Raw genomic sequence first — 21,246 nt, forward strand, 5'->3', positions numbered from 1 at the left:
TGTTTGCGCTCTCTTTCTATAAATTAGGAGTAACATGAAAAAAACTGTCTATATCGTAGGGTCAAAAGGGATTCCTGCTAAGTATGGGGGCTTTGAAACCTTTGTTGAAAAATTAACAGCCTTTCAACAAGATAAGGATATCCAATATTATGTGGCTTGTATGCGTGAAAACTCTGCAAAGTCAGGAATTACTGAGGGTGTTTTTGAACATAACGGTGCTATCTGTTATAACGTCGATGTACCTAATATTGGTCCAGTGCGAGCTATAGCGTATGATATCGCTGCAATTAACAGAGCGATTGAGATTGCAAAAGAAAATAAGGATGAAGCTCCTATCTTCTATATTTTAGCTTGTCGCATTGGACCTTTTATCCATGGAATCAAGAAAAAAATTCAAGCAATAGGTGGGACTCTTCTGGTTAATCCGGATGGTCATGAGTGGTTGCGTGCTAAGTGGAGTGCTCCAGTTCGTCGTTATTGGAAAATTTCTGAAGGTCTTATGGTCAAACATGCAGATCTTTTAGTGTGTGATAGTAAGAATATTGAAAAGTATATTCAAGAAGATTATAAACAGTACCAACCTAAGACAACCTATATCGCTTATGGGACAGATACAACACGCTCCACATTAAATAGCAGTGATGAAAAAGTGCGTACTTGGTTCAAGGAGAAAAATGTTTCTGAAAACGAGTATTACCTAGTTGTAGGGCGTTTTGTTCCAGAGAATAACTATGAGTCTATGATACGTGGATTTTTAGCATCTAATTCTAAGAAGGACTTTGTCTTAATCACAAATGTAGAACAGAATAAATTTTATAATCAGCTATTAGCAAGTACTGGCTTTGATAAAGATCCACGAGTGAAGTTTGTAGGCACAGTCTACGACCAAGAACTTCTTAAATATATTCGTGAAAACGCCTTTGCTTACTTCCATGGGCATGAGGTTGGTGGAACCAATCCTTCTTTACTAGAGGCTTTGGAGTCAACAAAGTTGAACCTTCTACTCGATGTTGGCTTTAACCGAGAAGTTGGGGAGCAAAGTGCGATCTATTGGAAAAAAGACGAACTATCACAAGTGATTGAGGAAGTTGAACAATTTGATGAAAAAATGATTGATGAGTTAGATAGACAATCAAATCAGAGAATTGCGGATGCTTTCACTTGGGAAAAGATTGTTACAGACTATGAGAATTTATTTAAAAAATGAAAATATTACATTATACTTTAGGATTTCAACCCCAGCGAACAGGTGGCTTGGTTAAATATGCTGAGGATTTAATGCTAGAGCAAATTGCTCAAGGTCATCAAGTGACTGCCCTATATCCTGGAAATATTCGATTACTTTCAAAAAAAGTAGGAATAAAGAAGGTATCATCAAGACAGTTTGAGTGTTATGAACTGCTTAATAGCTTACCTCTAGCTTTATTTGGAGGGATATCCAATCCAACTGCTTTCCTGACACCTTGTGATAAAAATGTTTATCGTACTTTTTTAGAAGAAGTAGAACCCGACATTATACATATTCATTCGTTTATGGGATTGCATAAAGAATTCCTCGAAATTACTAAAAATTTGAATATTAGGATGGTTTTTACGAGCCATGATTATTATGGATTGGCCCCGCTACCAAATTTTTATTTTAATGGGGTGGATTATAGTGACAAAAATACAAACTTAGCGTGGAATATTATGTCTTCCAGTGCTTTAAGTGTGAAAAAACTAAGACTTTTTCAGATTTCATTTTATCCTACTATTCGTAAACTTTTGAAACTATTAGGGAAAAATCCAAAATCTAAAAAGAATTTAGTTATTCGAGATGTTATTGAGGAGCAAGATTTTAGTGAGCTTCGACACTATTATAATGAGATGTTCCATTTGATAGATGGTTATTTGTTTAATAGTAGTTTAGCAAAGAATGTATATGAGCAAAATGAAATTAAACCAACCAAAAGTACAGTATTATCTATAACGAATAGTTCAATTAAACATCATCAAAGATTGACAACTACAAATGATAAAATTCGAGTCGCTTATATTGGTCCGGATGAAGAATATAAAGGATATTTTGATTTTATTGAGTTTGCTAAAATTTTAGACCTAGAGTTATACGAAGTTGCAACTTATGGTCACTTTCCAAATGAAGAATGTCCTTCATTCATTGAACAAAAAGGATATTTTACCAAGGAAACGATTGATAGTGTCTATGAAAATATTGATATTCTTATTGTTCCAAGTAAGTGGAAGGAGACATTTGGATTGATAACAGTAGAAGCATTATCCTATGGGGTAAATGTTTTTGTGAGTGAAAATGTTGGATCAAAAGACTTACTTCCAGAAACACATGTTTTTAAAAATCAGAATGACTTAGTAGTTAAAGTTATAGAAAATGATATAGAAAATACAAAATTAAAAACTATAGATGAACACTCGAAAGAAGTGATTCAGTATTATGAAAGAGTGATAAATGATAGTTGAGAGTTTAATAAAAAAAACTACTGGGAAAGCAGTAGATATTCATCCTGATGTACCCTTATCGTATATACTACAAAGAGGTATAAACTATGGTTTCGGACTCTTTCGTGGGGTTGTACGTGGAATCGGATTTGGTCAAAAGGGGAAGCGTTTATTCATTGGACAAGGAGTTTCTATCTTAGCAAAGCGTAAATTATTTGTTGGGAAAAATGTTCGAATTGGTAAAAAGGTGTCTATAGATGCACTGTCGAAAGAAGGAATCCATTTTGCAGATAATGTGAAGATTGGAGATTATTCTCAAATTATTGGAACAGGATCTATAAAAAATATGGGGATTGGCTTGAAAGTTGGTGAGAACTCATCTTTTTCAGAATATAGTTTATTTGGTTCTGCTGGAGGTATCACAATTGGTGATAATGTTATCGCAGGTCAGAATGTTCGTTTTCATGCTGAAAATCATAATTATAGTGATTTAGATAAACTCATTCTTGAACAAGGTGTATCTCGAAAGGGAATTTCAGTAGGACATAATTGTTGGATTGGTGCTGGAGCTGTTTTTTTGGATGGGTCCAGCATTGGTTCAGGTTGTGTTGTTGGAGCGAATGCTGTTGTTACTAAGCAGTTTCCAGATAATGTTATCATAGGTGGAGTACCAGCTAGAATACTGGCCTATAGATAGTGTTTAACTATTTCTGAAAGGAAGAGAATTTATGCCTACATTTAGTGTAGTTGTTCCAGTTTATAATGTAGAGAATTATTTATCTCAATGTTTAAATACTCTTGTAAATCAGTCTTTTAAAGATTTTGAACTTATCTTGGTAAACGATGGTTCTACTGACACATCTGGAAGTCTTTGTGAAGAATGGGGAAAAAAAGATCATCGGATAAAAGTAATACATAAAACCAATGAAGGTCTTGGTTTTGCACGTAACACAGGTATTGAAAATTGTACAGGAGATTATATTGTCTTTGTTGATTCGGATGATTATGTCTCATATGAGATGCTTGAAATTTATGATACATACTTACAACGTTTTAATGCAGACGTGATTTATAGTGAAAATTTTTATCGAGTGGATAATAAAGGAAATATTATAGGACCACTTGATCAGAGCCTAGATTCCATTTTTTATAAAAATGATTCAATTTTCACAGAACTTTTACCAGATGTAATATCTTCACCACCAGAATTTATTGGAGATGGAAAGATAGGTGTTTCAGTGTGGAAAGGGGTATATAAACGTTCTTTGTTTAAGGATAAAGGGCTATTATTTCATTCGGAAAGAGAATTCATTTCAGAAGATGCTATTTTTCAAATTGATTGTTTAAAATTAGCAACATCTGCCCTTGTTATCCCAGATATTTTATACTACTATCGTGAAAACTTTGGTTCTTTAAGTATGAAATATAAAGAAGATCGGTTTGAGTTGGATAAAATCTTGTATAACGAGCAATTAAAAAGAGTTGAGGGATTACCTAATCAAGAGATATTGGAAGAAAGAATCGAAAGAATTTTAATTGCTAATATTCGTTTATGTATTTTTCAGGAATCCTTATATAAAAGTTCTAGAATTCATAAACGCTTGCAAAGAATTAGACAGATTTGTAAGGATCCAATATCAAAAAAAGTTTTACATCACTATCCAATCCATCGTTTACCCTTTCCTAAACGTTTGATCTGCGTATTAGCTAAGTATAATATGTCGTTGTTACTTTTAGTTTTAACCTTATTAAAATATCGGAATCGGAGTGTATAGATTTTATGGCGATGAATATAGAAAAATTAAAACTATCTTTGAAAAATAGAACGTTTTTTCCTGTTGTTATTCACGCCTTACGTAACCGTTGGCCCTTGTGGTGGATTCGGAGTAAGGCTATTCGAGAAGTGCAACTTGAAGATAGGGCCTACAGAATACTAAAAAAGAAATACGGTTCTTTAATTTCAAACTCTTTTGATAAATCATGCTTATCAGAAGAAGTTCCCAAGCAAATCTGGATTTGTTGGTTTCAAGGTATGGAGAATGCTCCAGAGTTGGTGAAATCATGTTATAAGTCTGTTAAAAGAGAATTTTCGGAGTATAAAATTACAGTATTAACGGCTAAGAATATTCAACAGTATGTAACAATTCCTGAAGAAATTTTGTATAAGTGGAATAAAGGGATTATAAATAATGCAAATTTTTCAGATGTTTTGCGTGTTGAGATTTTATCTAAATATGGAGGTGTTTGGTTAGATGCCACAGTTTATTGCACTGGTAGTACAATTAAGGAATTAATTGAAAAAAATCCATTTTTTATGTATAAGAGTCTATCTTCAATCGAAGAAAATATTTCATCATCAAGCTGGATGATTGCTTCAACAGCAAATCACCCTTTAATACTATCTGTAAAGAAGTTGCTAGTAGAATATTGGTGTAGAGAGAATATTGCAATACATTATTTTGTTTTTCATTTGCTGTTCACGATTGTAGCTGAACATTATTCGGATGTTTGGCAGTCTGTACCTACTTATACTAACGCAGCACCACATATAATGGTTGATGAATTAAATAATGATTTTTCAAAGGAACGTTACCAGCAATTGTGCCAAATTTCAGATTTTCATAAATTAAATTATAAAAAAAATTACAATGATAAATCGGAGAGTTTGTACAGTTACTTACTGAATCAGTAGAGGGGAGAATCTTGCCTAGTTTAAAGAAAAACATTGTTTACAATGTCTTATATCAAATCTTAGCTGTAATAGTACCGTTTATTACCTCGCCTTACTTAGCTCGTGTGTTAGGTGCAGAGCAAATCGGAGTTTATTCTTTTACGTATTCCGTTGCTTTTTACTTTATGATTCTGTCCATGTTGGGGATTTCTAATTATGGGAATCGGACAATAGCACAGGTACGAACAAGTAGAGAACATTTGAATCAGGAATTTTCGAATATTTACGCGGTTCAGTTAGCGTGTTCACTCGTAATGACCGTCTCATATTTGATTTATGCAACAGTATTTGTGAATAGTTTTCAGATTGTAGCCTATATCCAAGTATTACATGTTTTATCGTATGCAACAGATGTTAGTTGGTTTTTTTATGGTCTTGAAGAGTTTCGTATTACAGTTGCTAGGAATTCGTTTGTTAAATTATTAACTTTAATATTTATCTTTATATTTGTAAAAAGTCCTAATGATATCTATTTATATACCTTTATAATGGCAGGGAGTACCCTGCTTGGTCAATTGATTACATGGCCATTTTTGCTAAAACAAGTAAACTTTGTGCGTCCTAGCCTTGGAAAAATAAAGAAACACATAAAACCTATTGTTCTTTTATTTTTCCCAGTCTTGGCGATTAGTATTTTTTCATTTCTAGATAAAATAATGCTTGGAATGTATAGTAGTTTGAAGGAAACAGCTTTTTATGAGAATTCAGATAAGATTATTAGTATTCCAAAAGCTCTGATTCAAGCATTCGGAGCGGTAATGTTGCCTCGAACAGTACATTTACTGAGTATAGGTGAGGAACAAAAAAGTTTAGAATATGTTGATAAAACGATGTGGGTTGTATTAGTGATTACAATGGGCTGTGCATTCGGTTTAGCAGGAGTCTCTGCAACCTTTGCTCCTGTTTATTGGGGTGAAGAATTTAGGGCAAGTAGTCAAATTATTGCAGGAATGACACCGGCTTTGGTATTTTCGGCTTTTGGAAATGTCATCCGAACCCAGTTTTTAATTCCACGAAGTTTTGACAAAGAATATACGGTATCCTTGCTTTATGGAGCAATTGTTAATATTTTGATTAATATTCTTTTGATTCCGAAGATCGGAGCAATGGGAGCTGTTATTGGAACAATCGTTGCGGAGTTAGTTTTATGTTGCTATCAAACGTGGATTGCTAGGAGTTATTTACATATCAGAGAATATCTGATAAATTCTGGGATATTATTTCTTATTGGTTCAGTAATGTATATGGTTTTAATTCTTATTTCAAGTATTTTACCTACATCGCTGCTTACACTTATTATTGAAATTATAGTCGGAGCTTTCATTTATATTGGTTTACTGATTCTGTATATCTTTTCTTCAAAAAATAGCTTAATTATTGGTTTACGAACAAATTTTTTAGAACGTACTCATTTATTTAAAAGGAAGTAATAGTGAAATTTAAATTTAATCCAATCGCGATATTGTATATATTGTTAGTATACTTAGAGTTGGCTACAGATCGGCAACATCTGTATCCTGTAACATACATGACAAAATATTATATTGGTATCTTAACCACCGTGCTTTTCGTTTTGTTATTAGTAGGTCGTGGGAAGGTTATTTTTGTTAATAAAAAATTATTATATCTTGCTAAGATATTAGCCATACCAACAATTGTTCTTTTTCTGTACTCAGTCTTGCTAGACGTAATGAACCCAGTCGAATTTACTGGATATTTTAGTAGGTTGTCAAGCATGACTATTTTTGGCTTATTAGCTATCTTTCAAGCTATAGTTGTTTTTCAATTTTTTGGACCAAAAGTAGTGGATTACACTTTTACAGCAATCTCACTTAGTTACTTAACTAGTATCATTGTTGCCTATAGGCAAGGAGGACTTAGTCAATTTATTTTGATGTTAACAGATGATAGTTTCAATGGTTCAGTGCTAGAAATGCATGAAGTAGCACCAATTACAGCTCTCTTTATTCTGTACTATCTGTATAAATATTTTATAAAAGAAAATAGTTTTTCTTCAGTAGTTCGTAATATCTTAATAGCTCTCATTATTCTCTTTTTAAGCCTTAAACGAATTGTATTTTTGAGTGTATTAATTATCATACCAGTATTTTTAGTAATTTATTGGTATTATCAAAAAGTAAGTAAATTAGGGAAAGAACGAAAAATTTTAAGTTTATTAAATGCCTTTTCCTTAATATTTATAACAGGAACATTCCTTTATGTTTATAGCATTAAGTCTGGTTTTATATATACATTTATCCAAGAACATAATATCAATTCGATGGCCAGAACAGATTTATGGAAGGGAATTGAAACAACCTATAGCTTTGCGCCTATATTTATGGGTAGAGGGATAGGTTTTGCATCAAAATGGATGGATAATAATTGGATGACTTTAAATATCAATGGTCTTACAGGGTCAATGGGGATTCATAATGATATTTTGAAGTACTACATTGAGATAGGATTTGTAGGATTATTTATTTATTTTTACACCCTTCTTTATAGAAATGCTAAACGTATATTTGTAAAAATTGGTCATAAGGAATCATTCATATATTTTGTATTGATAATGTTTCAGATGCTGATATGGTTTACGGATAATATTTCGATTTACCATAATTTTTTATGGATCCTAAATCTACTGCTCTTTTCTTTAACTAGTACGGAAACAGAATTAGAAACTCAGAAACTATAAAATATTTATTTCTTGAATTTACGGTCTTACGCCGTAAATTTGAACCCACTAATGAATAATAGTAATTTATAAAAATAATATGAAATTTTATATAAAAAATTTATTAAAAAAAGTCTTTACATTACCGTTGAATTTATTACCTATTCAGTCTAATAAAATAGTGTTTGATAATTTTGGTGGTAGAGGTTTGGGAGATAATCCCAAGTATATACTTGAAGAACTTGTCTCTCGAGAAAAGGATCTAGATCTTGTATGGATATCAAAAGATAGAGAAATTTCTGTCCCAAAAGGTGTTCGTGTAGTAAAATATGGAAGTTTCCGTTCTTTCTACGAATGGTTAACAGCTAGAGTTTGGGTAGATAATATTCGTTGTTCTGATCGACCTTGGAAGCGTAAAGGACAGATTTATCTTCAAACTTGGCATGGTTCGGATGGGGTAAAGTTAGTTGAAAAAAGTGTTGCAGGGAGCCTAAAAAAAACTTATCTTAGAATGGCGAAGTATGATGGAAAGATTACAGACGGTATCGTATCAAGTCGTCACTTTCAAACTTTGGGGATGCAAAATAATTTTTGGTTGACAGAGGATGTGGAGTTTCTTGAATTTGGATTACCTCGAAATGATGATTTTTTTAAAAGTGAAAAAATCAAAACTACAAACATAAAATTTAGAAGTTTATTTGATATTGATCTAGATGAACTGGTGGTTTTGTATATGCCGACATTCAGAGATGATGGATCGTTGGATGCCTATAATTTAGATTACTCGGAGCTTATACATGCTTTTAAAAACAAATTTAGAAAAAATGTAAAAATATTAATTCGTCTTCATCCAATTGTTGATTCTAGTTTTATAAATTTACAGGATACAAACTGTATAAATGTGTCAACCTATTCAAATCCTCAGGATTTGATGATGAGTGCAGATGTAATGATTACGGATTATTCGTCATCTTCGATTGATTTTATGTTATTAAATCGTCCAGTATTTCTGTATTTGCCAGATTATCAAAGGTATGTGAACGATAGACCATTGGATAATAATTTTTATAAATTGCCATTTCCAAGAGCGTATCATAACAATGAGTTGATAGAAATTATTAGAGATTTTGAAAGAAGTAAATATGATGAAAAAGTTCGTCTGTATGAATTAGAGGACGTTCGTTTTGATAGAGGAAAAGCATCATTACAGTGTGCTAATTGGATTGAAGAAAAAATAAAAAAACAATAGGGTTATCAACTGAAAAAATTAGAATTTTATAAATGATGAAAAAGGAGTTCTTTGAATGAAAAGAGTTATAACATATGGTACATTTGATTTATTGCATTATGGTCATATCAATCTGTTGAAACGTGCTAAACAACTAGGTGATTACTTGATTGTGGTTGTTTCAAGTGATGAGTTTAATTTAAAAGAAAAGAATAAAGTATGTTACTTTAACTATGAACACAGAAAAAATTTAGTAGAAGCTATTCGATATGTAGATCTAGTAATCCCTGAAACTAGTTGGGAACAGAAAAAGTCAGATGTTAAAGAGTACCATATTGATACTTTCGTAATGGGTGATGATTGGAAAGGTAAATTTGATTATCTTGAAGAAGAAGGTGTTGAAGTAGTTTATTTGCCTAGAACAAAAGAAATATCAACCACAAAGATAAAAGAAGATTTGTCAGAATGAACTATTATTAAAAAATGCTGATATAAGAAATTGTAGCTTTTGTGTCTAGTTTTTGATAGAATAAAGTAACAAAACTTTAACCATCGAAGTGAGGTGAGAATAATGGCAGTAATTTTTAAAGATGTACTTACTGAAGAGAAGACTGATGAAGAAAAACAACATATTTTATCTATTTTAAATGGTGAGTATGACTTATCTGATGATGTTAGTCGTAGATTACGACGACTGAATGAGAAAAGTAAACGTTTGAAAGTGTTTAGTAAGGAGACGTACTAATTGCCTGTTTTGGATTCTATTGATGAATTGAAATTAATAAGTACTTCATCATCTATTTTAAATGATGAGGATGTTAGATCTTTTGATTGTGGATATCAAGAATTGAATGATGTTTTTTTGGATATTTACAACAAATACGATGAAGAATCAGGCCATGTGTTAGCTATTGTAAATCAAAATTTTGAATTACTAGGTTTTATTTCTTGTAGACTAGTATCATTTTCTTTCATCGCTCAGGGTAAAGAGATGGGAATTAGTATAGACTATCTTGGTGTTCACAAGGATTGCCAGAAAAGAGGGATTGGTTCGCTTTTGGTGACCTTTGCACTTCGATTATCTTTAACTATTGACTGTTGGTTACCAATAAAAGGGGTAAGAGTTCATGCTTTAGAGGATGCTGTAGAATTCTATGAAAAACTGGGTTTCATTGATCCTAGAGAGATGGCGATTTATAATGGAAAACCAGTTACTATGTATTTTAGTATTGAAAAACTAAGAAATGGTGAAATTATGCCTCTTACACAGTTATTTGAGACATCGTTAGGAAATGACTTTTAATTGTATATAAACAAAGTAGAATTCACTTATTTCATTTTATACTAAATGTACTATGAAATAAGTGAATTTTTTATGGATAAAGAAGAAATTTTCTGTAATTTTTAGATAATAATTTGAAAAAATGTGATGATTATTTTCCTTTTAGAGCAGTACACAACTAATAGTAATTGACTCTAAAACAACAAAGAAAGGTACCCTACTATGAAAGGTATTATTCTCGCGGGTGGTTCGGGGACACGTTTATATCCGTTGACTCGAGCTGCATCAAAACAACTGATGCCGGTTTATGATAAACCGATGATTTACTACCCACTTTCAACATTGATGTTGGCTGGGATTAGGGATATTTTGATTATCTCAACTCCTCAAGATTTGCCTCGTTTCAAAGAACTTTTGCAAGATGGCTCTGAGTTCGGGATTAAACTTTCTTATGCAGAGCAACCGAGTCCAGATGGTTTGGCACAAGCCTTTATCATTGGGGAAGAGTTTATTGGCGATGATAGTGTTGCTCTGATCTTAGGTGACAATATCTATCATGGTCCTGGCCTTTCGAAGATGCTACAAAAGGCAGCTAGTAAGGAGTCAGGAGCAACTGTGTTTGGCTATCATGTGAAGGATCCAGAACGCTTTGGCGTTGTTGAGTTTGACAAGGATATGAACGCTATTTCTATCGAAGAAAAGCCAGAGCATCCTCGTTCCAATTATGCAGTTACAGGTCTCTATTTCTACGATAATGATGTGGTAGAAATTGCCAAAAATATAAAACCAAGCCCGCGTGGTGAATTGGAAATTACAGATGTCAACAAGGCTTACCTAGATCGTGGAGATTTATCGGTTGAGGTTATGGGACGTGGCTTTGCTTGGTTGGATACTGGCACTCATGAAAGTTTGCTAGAGGCGTCACAGTACATCGAGACAGTTCAACGAATGCAAAATGTTCAGGTGGCGAACTTGGAAGAAATTGCTTACCGTATGGGCTATATCAGTCGCGAAGATGTATTGGCCTTAGCCCAACCACTTAAGAAAAATGAATACGGGCAGTATCTGCTCCGTTTGATTGGAGAAGCATAGATGGCAGATAATTTTTTCGGTAAGACGCTTGCGGCACACAAGGTTGAAGCTATTCCAGGTATGCTGGAGTTTGATATCCCCGTTCATGGAGACAATCGTGGCTGGTTTAAAGAAAATTTCCAAAAGGAAAAAATGCTTCCACTTGGATTTCCAGAATCTTTCTTTGCAGAAGGGAAATTGCAAAACAATGTATCCTTCTCACGCAAAAATGTTCTCCGTGGCCTACATGCAGAGCCTTGGGATAAGTACATCTCTGTAGCAGATGGTGGGAAAGTTCTGGGCTCTTGGGTTGATTTACGTGAGGGCGAAACCTTCGGAAATACCTACCAGACAGTAATTGATGCGAGCAAGGGAATCTTTGTTCCTCGGGGTGTGGCCAATGGTTTTCAAGTCCTATCAGATACAGTTTCTTATAGTTATCTGGTCAATGATTATTGGGCTCTCGAACTCAAACCTAAGTATGCCTTTGTAAACTACGCTGATCCAAGCCTTGGTATTGAATGGGAAAATCTTGCAGAAGCAGAGGTTTCAGAAGCAGATAAAAATCATCCACTACTTAAGGATGTAAAACCTTTGAAAAAAGAAGATTTGTAAAAGGAAAGAATATGACTGAATACAAAAAAATTATCGTGACAGGTGGAGCTGGCTTTATCGGATCCAACTTTGTCCACTATGTTTACAAGAATTTTCCAGATGTTCACGTGACAGTCCTAGACAAGTTGACTTATGCTGGGAACCGCGCTAATATTGAGGAAATTTTAGGTGATCGTGTTGAGTTAGTTGTTGGTGACATTGCTGATGCAGAGTTGGTAGACAAGTTGGCAGCTCAAGCAGATGCTATTGTTCACTATGCCGCTGAGAGTCACAATGATAATTCACTCAATGATCCATCACCATTTATCCATACCAACTTCATCGGAACCTATACTCTTTTGGAAGCAGCTCGTAAATATAATATTCGTTTCCACCATGTGTCTACAGATGAAGTTTATGGAGACCTTCCTCTACGTGAGGATTTGCCAGGTCATGGTGAAGGTCCAGGTGAGAAATTTACCGCTGATACCAAATACAATCCAAGCTCTCCTTACTCATCAACTAAGGCAGCTTCAGACTTGATTGTCAAAGCCTGGGTACGATCATTTGGAGTCAAGGCAACGATTTCTAACTGTTCAAATAACTACGGTCCTTATCAACATATTGAAAAATTTATCCCACGTCAGATTACCAACATTCTAAGTGGAATTAAACCAAAATTGTACGGTGAAGGTAAGAACGTTCGTGACTGGATTCATACCAATGACCACTCTTCAGGAGTTTGGACAATCTTGACAAAAGGGCAAATCGGTGAAACCTACTTGATTGGTGCTGATGGCGAGAAGAACAACAAGGAAGTTTTGGAACTTATCCTTAAGGAAATGGGACAACCTGCCGATGCCTATGATCATGTGACTGACCGTGCAGGACATGACCTTCGTTATGCAATTGACGCAAGCAAGCTCCGTGATGAGTTGGGCTGGAAACCAGAATTCACCAACTTCGAACAAGGTCTCAAAGAAACCATTCAATGGTACAAAGATAACCAAGAGTGGTGGCAGGGAGAAAAAGAAGCTGTTGAAGCCAACTACGCTAAAACACAAGAGGTTCTTGAAAAATAAAAGGCAGAAACTTTCTGCTTTTTATTGCTATACCGAAGAATTGTGAATCAGTTGAAAGGAAGAAAAATGATTTTAATTACAGGGGCAAATGGCCAATTAGGAACGGAACTTCGTTATTTATTAGATGAGCGTAATGAAGAATACGTTGCCGTAGATGTGGCTGAGATGGACATTACCGATGCAGCAATGGTGGAGAAAGTTTTTGAAGAGGTGAAACCGACTTTAGTTTACCATTGTGCAGCCTACACAGCTGTTGATGCAGCTGAGGATGAAGGAAAAGAGTTGGACTTTGCCATCAATGTTACGGGGACAGAAAATGTCGCCAAAGCATCCGAAAAGCATGGTGCAACTCTAGTCTACATCTCTACAGATTATGTATTTGACGGTAAGAAACCAGTTGGACAAGAGTGGGAAGTGGATGACAAACCAGATCCTCAAACGGAATATGGTCGTACTAAGCGTATGGGAGAAGAATTAGTTGAGAAGTATGTGTCTAATTTCTATATTATCCGTACTGCATGGGTATTTGGAAATTATGGCAAAAACTTCGTTTTTACCATGCAAAATCTTGCAAAAACTCATAAGACTTTAACAGTTGTAAATGATCAGCACGGTCGTCCGACTTGGACTCGTACCTTGGCTGAATTCATGACCTACCTAGCTGAAAACCGTAAGGAATTTGGTTATTATCATTTGTCAAATGATGCTACAGAAGACACAACTTGGTATGATTTTGCAGTTGAAATTTTGAAAGATACAGATGTGGAAATCAAGCCAGTAGATTCCAGTCAATTTCCAGCAAAAGCTAAACGTCCCCTAAACTCAACGATGAGTCTGGCCAAAGCCAAATCTACAGGATTTGTCATCCCAACTTGGCAAGATGCCTTGAAAGAATTTTATAAACAAGAAGTGAGATAAGCAATAGAATGATTTTCTAGTCTAATAAAAGAGGCAGATAATGAACTCCAAAGGAGCTTAAGATGTACGATTATCTGTTGTAGGTGTGGGCCTTTTTTGGTGCAGTGTTTGTCCATGAAGCGACCTTAAAAGGCAAAAAGTAAAAGTCATTGAAAAAGGAATCACATCGCGGGTAATATCTATACCCGTGAAGAGGAAGGTATTCAAGTTCATCAGTATGGAGGGAAGAATAGTATGATAAAATATTTTTTAAAAGCATTAGAATTTAATATGATTAAGAAGAAAAGATTAGATTTAAAAAATTCTGACTTCACGATAATAAGCTCTAACTGTCTTGGAGGTGTAATAAGTCATAAATTAGGGCTTAAATTTATGTCTCCAACAGTGAACTTGTTTATCGAACCCAGCTCATTTGTTAAGTTTTGTAAGAATTTGACTTACTATTTTGAGCAACCACTAGCGGAAAAAGAATGGTCAGGTGATTATCCTATCGCTTTATGTAATGATATAGAGATACATGGTTTACATTATAAAAATTTTTCAGAATTAAAAGATAAATGGAATGAAAGAAAGAGAAGAGTAAATTTGGACAATTTATTTATTTTCATGATAGAGCGGGATGGATGTACATATGAAGATATATTGGAATTTGATAAATTATCCTATAAAAATAAAGTTGTGTTCGTAAGTAAGGAGATGCCAGAAATAAAGTCTGCCATACATATTCCAAAAGCTAATGAAACAATTAATGGTAAAATACAAGTGAAAAGTCTACTAGGATATAGAAATATACTGGTAGGAAAAAGAGATATTGATCTTTTTGATTATATTAAATTTTTTAATGAAGGAATAATACAATTAAATAGAAAATAGGGATATTTTTGAAATAAAATATGAAATTTTGATTAATAAAACTCTAAGCAGGCAGATCCTGCTAACTCATGACAAAATAAGATGAAATCCGTCATTGCTTGCACCCATAAGATTCTTAGAATCATTTACAAACTACTCTCCATCAAGCAGACTTATCAAACAGAAAAGGCGCTAGGACTGAGGAAACAGTTCTAACGCCCAAAATAAAAAAATTCAATTCAATTATAGTATAGAACAAGAAGTGATTTTTTGCGCTTTTTTACTGTTTTTTTCAAATAAAAGTCGGAGGAGCTAAAAACTCAATTTGAAGATAAAATTGAGTAAATCTTTCCGTTATAAAACGCATAGTATCAAGTTTTTTGAACATCTGATATTATGCGTTTTCTTATTTTAAGGGGGCGTTTGCCCAGCCGTTTTCTTTTTATTTACCCACCGATGAAATCGTCGGATAATTATAAAAATTCAAGAAAAAGCTTGGTTAAATGTTAGAAAATTCGAGCACGAATGTATTTTTTGTGTTATAATATTCTGTGAGTAGTTATGCCTTGGTGTAGCTATTAAAAATAGAAGTGTGAAACTGGTAAGATAGAGAGGACGCAGTGTAATGACTAGGAATGGTTTTTTTACAGGCTTAGATATTGGAACTAGCTCTATTAAAGTGTTGGTTGCAGAGCTTGTAAATGGTGAAGTGAATGTAATTGGCGTAAGCAATGCCAAAAGTAAAGGTGTCAAAGATGGGATTATCGTTGACATTGAAGCAGCAGCGACTGCTATTAAGTCTGCGATTTCTCAAGCCGAAGAAAAAGCAGGAATTTCAATCAAGTCTGTAAACGTTGGTTTACCAGCTAATTTGCTGCAAGTTGAGCCAACTCAAGGCATGATTCCGGTGACATCAGATACAAGAGAAATTACAGATCAAGATGTTGAAAATGTGGTTAAATCAGCTTTGACTAAAAGTATGACTCCAGACCGTGAAGTTATCACCTTTATTCCAGAGGAATTTGTCGTAGATGGATTCCAAGGAATTCGTGATCCTCGTGGAATGATGGGGGTGCGTTTGGAAATGCGCGGTCTCTTGTACACTGGCCCACGTACGATTCTCCATAATCTTCGTAAAACTGTAGAGCGTGTAGGCATTCAAGTCGATAACGTGATTATTTCACCTCTTGCAATGGTTCACTCTGTCTTGAATGAAGGTGAACGTGAGTTTGGTGCGACTGTTATCGACATGGGTGGTGGTCAAACGACTGTTGCCACTATTCGCAACCAAGAACTTCAATATACAAATGTCAACCAAGAGGGTGGCGATTATGTCACAAAAGACATTTCAAAAGTTCTTAAGACTTCTAAGAAAATTGCAGAAGGTCTAAAATTGAACTATGGTGAAGCTTATCCACCGCTAGCTAGCAAGGAAACTTTCCAAGTTGAAGTAATCGGTGAAGTTGAACCAGTTGAAGTAACTGAAGAATACTTGGCTGAGATTATTTCAGCAAGACTTAAGCACATTTTTGAGCAAATTAAGCAAGATTTGGAAAGACGTCACCTATTAGACTTGCCAGGAGGTATTGCTTTGATTGGTGGGAATGCCCTCCTTCCAGGTGTCGTTGAATTGGCTCAAGAAGTATTTGGAGTCCGTGTTAAGTTATTCGTACCAAATCAAGTTGGGATTCGCAATCCTGCTTTTGCCCATGTCATTAGCTTGTCAGAATTCGCTGGAAGCCTTACTGAAGTGAATGTTCTAGCTCAGCGAGCAATTCGAGGAGAACGTACTTTAAGTCACCAGTCACTTGACTTTATAAATTCAGCTCAACCAGTTTCACCTGTTTCTCCACGACCAGTATTTAATACAGTGACAACTTCTGAGCCTGAAACAACTCAATCTGTTGAACCAGTAGCTCCTCTTCAATCGGAAGAAAAGAGCAAAGGTAAATTAACGGATCGTTTCCGTAGCTTGATTGGAAGCATGTTTGACGAATAAAATAGAGGAATATAAATATGACATTTTCATTTGATACAGCAGCAGCACAAGGTGCAGTAATTAAAGTAATCGGTGTCGGCGGTGGTGGTGGAAATGCCATCAACCGTATGGTTGACGAAGGCGTTTCTGGCGTTGAATTTATCGCAGCTAACACAGATGTGCAAGCTTTGAGCAGTACAAAAGCTGAGACAGTTATCCAGCTCGGTCCTAAATTGACTCGCGGACTTGGTGCAGGAGGTCAACCTGAAGTTGGCCGTAAAGCTGCGGAAGAAAGCGAAGAAGTATTGACAGAAGCAATCAGCGGTGCTGATATGGTCTTCATCACTGCTGGTATGGGTGGAGGCTCTGGTACAGGTGCTGCACCAGTTATCGCTCGTATTGCAAAAAGTCTTGGAGCTTTGACAGTAGGTGTTGTCACTCGTCCATTTGGTTTTGAAGGAAGCAAACGTGGACAATTTGCTATCGAAGGGATTAACGAACTTCGTGAGCATGTTGATACACTCTTGATTATCTCAAACAACAACTTGCTAGAAATCGTTGACAAGAAGACTCCACTTCTTGAAGCGTTGAGTGAAGCAGATAACGTTCTTCGTCAAGGTGTACAAGGGATTACAGATTTGATTACAAATCCTGGTTTGATCAACTTGGACTTTGCAGACGTTAAGACTGTTATGGCCAATAAAGGTAACGCCCTTATGGGAATTGGTATCGGTAGCGGTGAAGAACGTGTTGTAGAAGCTGCTCGTAAAGCAATCTACTCACCACTTCTTGAAACAACTATCGATGGCGCTGAGGATGTGATTGTTAACGTAACTGGTGGTTTGGACTTGACTTTGATTGAAGCTGAGGAAGCATCAGAAATTGTGAACCAAGCAGCTGGTCATGGTGTTAACATCTGGCTTGGAACATCTATTGATGAGACTATGAAAGACGAAATCCGCGTGACAGTTGTTGCGACAGGAGTACGTCAGGATAAAGTTGAGAAAGTTGTAACTCCTCAGCCGCGCCAAGCAACACACCGTGAACCTGCTCGAACTAGTCATGCGCAGACTTTTGATCGTAATTTTGATATGGCTGATACAGCAGAAATTCCAACTCCAAGTTATCGCCGTCAAGAAGCTCCAAAGACATCAGCTTTTGGTGACTGGGACTTGAGACGCGATGCCATCGTTCGTCAAGGAGAGCCAGTTGTTTCTCCAGTGGAACGTTTTGAAGTTCCAGCAGCTACGGATGAAGATGAGTTGGAAACACCACCATTCTTTAAAAATCGTTGATGAAGATGAATTTAAAAGAAAATACGAACCTTGTTTTTCAACAGATATCGAATGCAGTTCAGGAAGCCGGTCGTGAAAACGACTCGGTTTCTGTGATTGCGGTGACCAAATATGTAGATGTTGAAACAGCCTCAGCTTTGGTTTCGCAAGGAGTGCAACACATTGGTGAGAACCGTGTTGATAAATTTCTTGACAAGTATCATGCTCTAAGTGATAAGAATCTTACCTGGCATTTGATTGGAACCTTACAGAGACGTAAAGTCAAGGAAGTGATTTCTTATGTGGATTATTTTCATGCTTTAGATTCCTTAAAGCTAGCTCAGGAAATTCAAAAACGAGCAGACCACAAGATTAAGTGCTTTTTGCAAGTAAATATTTCTAAGGAAGAGAGCAAGCACGGTTTTTCGAAAGAAGAATTGTTAGCCCTCTTACCAGAACTTTCAGAATTAGACCAGATTGAGTATGTGGGACTGATGACCATGGCTCCATTTGATGCAACTAGTCAAGAATTACTAGAGATATTTAAAGAAACGCAAGAATTGCAAAAAAACATTCAAGAAAAACATCTCCCCAATATGCCGATGACAGAACTAAGTATGGGTATGAGTCGAGACTTCAAAGAAGCGATTCAATGTGGTTCAACTTTCGTTCGAATCGGCACAGCATTTTTTAAGTAGGAAATAACCATGTCACTAAAAAATAAATTTGAAAAGTTTATAGATTATTTCACTGAAGATGGAGAAGAAGTGGCACCAAACGTTGCTGAATTAAAGCCTGAAAAAACGCTAACATCAGTTTCTGCCCCCATGGAAGAACTTCCACAAGCTCAACAACTTCCTCAGCCTTCACAAGTGAATTCAAAGGAAAAAAATATTACGCGCCTTCATGCTCGTCAGCAAGAATTAGCGATGAAGAGTCATCGTAGTACAGAAAAGGTAACCATTGATGTTCGTTATCCTCGTCGCTACGAAGATGCAACGGATATCGTTGATTTACTAGCAGGCAATGAAAGTATTTTAATCGATTTCCAATACATGACTGAAGTACAAGCGCGTCGTTGTCTAGACTATTTAGATGGAGCTCGTCATGTACTTGCTGGTGAATTAAGAAAGGTTGCAAATACCATGTACCTTTTGACACCGGTAGGAGTTGTGGTTAACATCGAAGATATTCGTTTGCCAGAGGGAACTCATGGTGAAGAGTTTGATTTCGATATGAAGAGAAAACGAGTGAGATAATGATATTTCTAGTTCGCTTTATTCAAAACGCTACAGATATCTATTCTATGATACTTGTAGCGTTTGCTCTCTTATCCTGGTTTCCAAATGCCTATGAGACTAGAGCAGGTCGTTTGTTGACTAATTTAGTCAAACCGATTCTTCAACCTTTGAGACGTCTGCCGCTAAGTATTGGTGGTTTAGATTTTTCAGTTTGGGTGGCCGTCCTTTTAGTTCATTTACTTGGAAACTATCTGATCCGTTTTCTTTTAATACTAGCATGAGAAAAGATATCTATCAGCATTTTTCAGTCGAGGATATTCCTTTTATTGATAAAGGTTTGGAGTGGCTCAGGCAGGTTGAGGAGCACTACGCTCCCATCTTAACTCCCTTTATCAACCCCCATCAGGTCTTTATTTTAAAGACATTGGGCAATCATCAAGGGATTAAAGTTTTTTCTAGCAATGATTTTGTAGCTAGCGAGTATAGTCGTGTACTACTTGCACCAGATTATTTCATACCGACTTTGGCGGATTTTGAAATGGACTTGCTTGAGATTGTTTATTCTAGCAAGTTTGACCAATTGACACATTCCAAGATTTTAGGAACTGTTCTGAATCGTCTGGGAATCGATCGCAAGTTGTTTGGTGATATATTGGTAACGGAAAATAGAGCTCAAATCATTGTGGACCGAAAATTCACTTCTCTCTTTCAAGATGGGATTCAAAAGATTGCTCGATTGCCTGTCAAACTTGAAGTCAAATCCTTTGAAGAATTGATAGAAGCCGAGAGTGATTATCAGGAAAAGGAAGTTTTAGTTCCGAGTATGCGCTTGGATGCTTTCTTGTCAAATGTTCTGAAATTGTCTCGCTCGCAGACAGCTGATTTGTTAGAAAGAAAATATGTTCAGATAAATTACCATCTGGTTGAAAAATCTGATTATCAAGTTAAGATTGGTGATTTAGTAAGTGTCAGACGTTTTGGAAGGATTAGTGTTCTGAGAGAAAATGGTCAAACAAAAAGGGATAAGAAGAAATTGACAATACAATTATTATTAAGTAAGTGAGGGGAAAATATGCCAATTACATCGTTAGAGATTAAGGATAAAAGCTTTAGTACTAAGTTTAGAGGTTTTGATCCTGAAGAAGTTGATGAATTTCTCGATATTGTAGTTCGAGACTATGAAACATTGGTTCGAAGTAACCATGATAAAGAGCAACAAATTAGAAATTTAGAAGAGCGTTTGTCTTATTTTGATGAGATGAAAGATTCATTGAGTCAGTCTGTTTTAATTGCTCAAGATACTGCCGAGCGAGTTAAACAGGCAGCTACTGAACGCTCTCATAATATTATTCATCATGCTGAACAGGAATCACAACGTTTGCTTGATGAAGCTAAGTACAAGGCAAATGAAATTTTACGTCAAGCAACTGATAATGCTAAGAAGGTTGCGATTGAGACAGAAGAACTGAAGAATAAGAGTCGCGTCTTCCATCAACGCTTGAAATCTACAATTGAAAGTCAATTGGCCATCGTTGATTCATCTGATTGGGAAGAAATTTTACGTCCAACAGCAACTTATTTACAAACTAGTGATGAGGTCTTTAAAGAGGTGGTTAGAGAGGCTTTGGGGGAAAATATTTCAGCATTTCATGAGGAGGAAGCCAATGATTTGACTCGTCAGTTTTCACCTGAAGAGGTTGCTGAGCTCCAAGCACGTATAGAAGCAACTAATCGTGAATTGATGGAAGCACAGGATGAATCAACTTTATCTGACTTATCTTCGTTAGTAAATAATGAAATGAGTTCTGAGTCTAAAGAGGATTCAGAATAACAATTTCTCAACATTTGTAATTGTAAAATCTGA

The 21,246-nt window shown here is 35.5% G+C and carries 23 protein-coding genes; all 23 read left to right on the forward strand.

All coding sequences use genetic code 11. From position 1 onward, the window contains the following. Positions 1-34: 34 nt before the first annotated feature. Positions 35-1,207, forward strand: coding sequence for a beta 1-4 rhamnosyltransferase Cps2T (gene cps2T, locus HMPREF2805_RS02710; RefSeq protein WP_075231282.1), 1,173 nt, complete (start codon positions 35-37; stop codon positions 1,205-1,207). Then, entirely contained in the window at positions 1,204-2,475 is a 1,272-nt protein-coding gene (locus tag HMPREF2805_RS02715) for a glycosyltransferase family 4 protein (RefSeq protein ID WP_075231283.1), read from the forward strand. The genes cps2T and HMPREF2805_RS02715 overlap by 4 nt, the downstream gene beginning before the upstream one ends. Then, complete coding sequence (locus HMPREF2805_RS02720) at positions 2,465-3,151, forward strand: acyltransferase (RefSeq protein ID WP_075231284.1); 687 nt, start codon at positions 2,465-2,467, stop codon at positions 3,149-3,151. Before HMPREF2805_RS02715 ends, HMPREF2805_RS02720 begins: the two co-directional genes overlap by 11 nt. A gap of 31 nt (positions 3,152-3,182) precedes the next feature. Next, positions 3,183-4,229, forward strand: a complete 1,047-nt coding sequence (locus HMPREF2805_RS02725) for a glycosyltransferase family 2 protein (RefSeq protein WP_075231285.1) — start codon at positions 3,183-3,185, stop codon at positions 4,227-4,229. A gap of 5 nt (positions 4,230-4,234) precedes the next feature. After that, positions 4,235-5,146, forward strand: coding sequence for a capsular polysaccharide synthesis protein (locus HMPREF2805_RS02730; RefSeq protein ID WP_083301268.1), 912 nt, complete (start codon positions 4,235-4,237; stop codon positions 5,144-5,146). A gap of 11 nt (positions 5,147-5,157) precedes the next feature. Continuing rightward, positions 5,158-6,615 (forward strand): oligosaccharide flippase family protein, encoded by a 1,458-nt coding sequence (locus HMPREF2805_RS02735; RefSeq protein WP_075231286.1) that lies wholly within the window; start codon positions 5,158-5,160, stop codon positions 6,613-6,615. A 2-nt stretch (positions 6,616-6,617) separates the two neighbouring features. Beyond that, entirely contained in the window at positions 6,618-7,883 is a 1,266-nt protein-coding gene (locus tag HMPREF2805_RS02740; RefSeq protein ID WP_075231287.1) for an O-antigen ligase family protein, read from the forward strand. Between the two features lie 79 nt (positions 7,884-7,962). Beyond that, entirely contained in the window at positions 7,963-9,111 is a 1,149-nt protein-coding gene (locus tag HMPREF2805_RS02745) for a CDP-glycerol glycerophosphotransferase family protein (RefSeq protein WP_075231288.1), read from the forward strand. 55 nt (positions 9,112-9,166) lie between these two features. After that, positions 9,167-9,559 carry a glycerol-3-phosphate cytidylyltransferase gene (gene tagD, locus HMPREF2805_RS02750; protein ID WP_075231289.1) on the forward strand — a complete coding sequence of 131 codons (393 nt, stop codon included), beginning with the start codon at positions 9,167-9,169 and terminating at the stop codon, positions 9,557-9,559. Positions 9,560-9,661: 102 nt separating this feature from the next. Further along, positions 9,662-9,835 (forward strand): hypothetical protein, encoded by a 174-nt coding sequence (locus HMPREF2805_RS11245; RefSeq protein WP_186822549.1) that lies wholly within the window; start codon positions 9,662-9,664, stop codon positions 9,833-9,835. Further along, positions 9,836-10,393, forward strand: coding sequence for a GNAT family N-acetyltransferase (locus HMPREF2805_RS10530; RefSeq protein WP_083301269.1), 558 nt, complete (start codon positions 9,836-9,838; stop codon positions 10,391-10,393). 201 nt (positions 10,394-10,594) lie between these two features. Further along, positions 10,595-11,464: a glucose-1-phosphate thymidylyltransferase RfbA gene (gene rfbA, locus HMPREF2805_RS02760; RefSeq protein WP_075231290.1), complete on the forward strand. Its 870-nt coding sequence runs from the start codon at positions 10,595-10,597 to the stop codon at positions 11,462-11,464. Continuing rightward, entirely contained in the window at positions 11,465-12,058 is a 594-nt protein-coding gene (locus HMPREF2805_RS02765; RefSeq protein WP_075231291.1) for a dTDP-4-dehydrorhamnose 3,5-epimerase family protein, read from the forward strand. Between the two features lie 11 nt (positions 12,059-12,069). Then, entirely contained in the window at positions 12,070-13,119 is a 1,050-nt protein-coding gene (gene rfbB, locus HMPREF2805_RS02770; protein ID WP_075231292.1) for a dTDP-glucose 4,6-dehydratase, read from the forward strand. 66 nt (positions 13,120-13,185) lie between these two features. Beyond that, a complete protein-coding gene (gene rfbD, locus HMPREF2805_RS02775) occupies positions 13,186-14,037 on the forward strand; it encodes a dTDP-4-dehydrorhamnose reductase (RefSeq protein ID WP_075231293.1) in 852 nt (283 codons plus the stop codon). 234 nt (positions 14,038-14,271) lie between these two features. Then, positions 14,272-14,910 (forward strand): DUF1919 domain-containing protein, encoded by a 639-nt coding sequence (locus HMPREF2805_RS02780; protein WP_075231294.1) that lies wholly within the window; start codon positions 14,272-14,274, stop codon positions 14,908-14,910. A 604-nt stretch (positions 14,911-15,514) separates the two neighbouring features. After that, positions 15,515-16,888, forward strand: coding sequence for a cell division protein FtsA (ftsA, locus tag HMPREF2805_RS02785; RefSeq protein WP_075231295.1), 1,374 nt, complete (start codon positions 15,515-15,517; stop codon positions 16,886-16,888). A 17-nt stretch (positions 16,889-16,905) separates the two neighbouring features. After that, the gene (gene ftsZ, locus HMPREF2805_RS02790; protein WP_075231296.1) at positions 16,906-18,162 is read left to right on the forward strand and encodes a cell division protein FtsZ; all 1,257 of its coding nucleotides are present in this window, start codon (positions 16,906-16,908) and stop codon (positions 18,160-18,162) included. A gap of 5 nt (positions 18,163-18,167) precedes the next feature. Further along, positions 18,168-18,839 carry a YggS family pyridoxal phosphate-dependent enzyme gene (locus HMPREF2805_RS02795; RefSeq protein ID WP_075231303.1) on the forward strand — a complete coding sequence of 224 codons (672 nt, stop codon included), beginning with the start codon at positions 18,168-18,170 and terminating at the stop codon, positions 18,837-18,839. 9 nt (positions 18,840-18,848) lie between these two features. Then, the gene (locus HMPREF2805_RS02800) at positions 18,849-19,400 is read left to right on the forward strand and encodes a cell division protein SepF (protein WP_075231297.1); all 552 of its coding nucleotides are present in this window, start codon (positions 18,849-18,851) and stop codon (positions 19,398-19,400) included. Continuing rightward, the gene (locus HMPREF2805_RS02805) at positions 19,400-19,663 is read left to right on the forward strand and encodes a YggT family protein (protein ID WP_075231298.1); all 264 of its coding nucleotides are present in this window, start codon (positions 19,400-19,402) and stop codon (positions 19,661-19,663) included. Before HMPREF2805_RS02800 ends, HMPREF2805_RS02805 begins: the two co-directional genes overlap by 1 nt. Continuing rightward, positions 19,660-20,445 (forward strand): YlmH family RNA-binding protein, encoded by a 786-nt coding sequence (locus HMPREF2805_RS02810; protein ID WP_075231299.1) that lies wholly within the window; start codon positions 19,660-19,662, stop codon positions 20,443-20,445. Before HMPREF2805_RS02805 ends, HMPREF2805_RS02810 begins: the two co-directional genes overlap by 4 nt. A 9-nt stretch (positions 20,446-20,454) precedes the next feature. Then, positions 20,455-21,213, forward strand: a complete 759-nt coding sequence (locus tag HMPREF2805_RS02815; protein ID WP_075231300.1) for a DivIVA domain-containing protein — start codon at positions 20,455-20,457, stop codon at positions 21,211-21,213. Positions 21,214-21,246: the final 33 nt, after the last annotated feature.

The sequence above is a fragment of the Streptococcus sp. HMSC034E03 genome, from assembly GCF_001811505.1.
Classification (GTDB): domain Bacteria; phylum Bacillota; class Bacilli; order Lactobacillales; family Streptococcaceae; genus Streptococcus.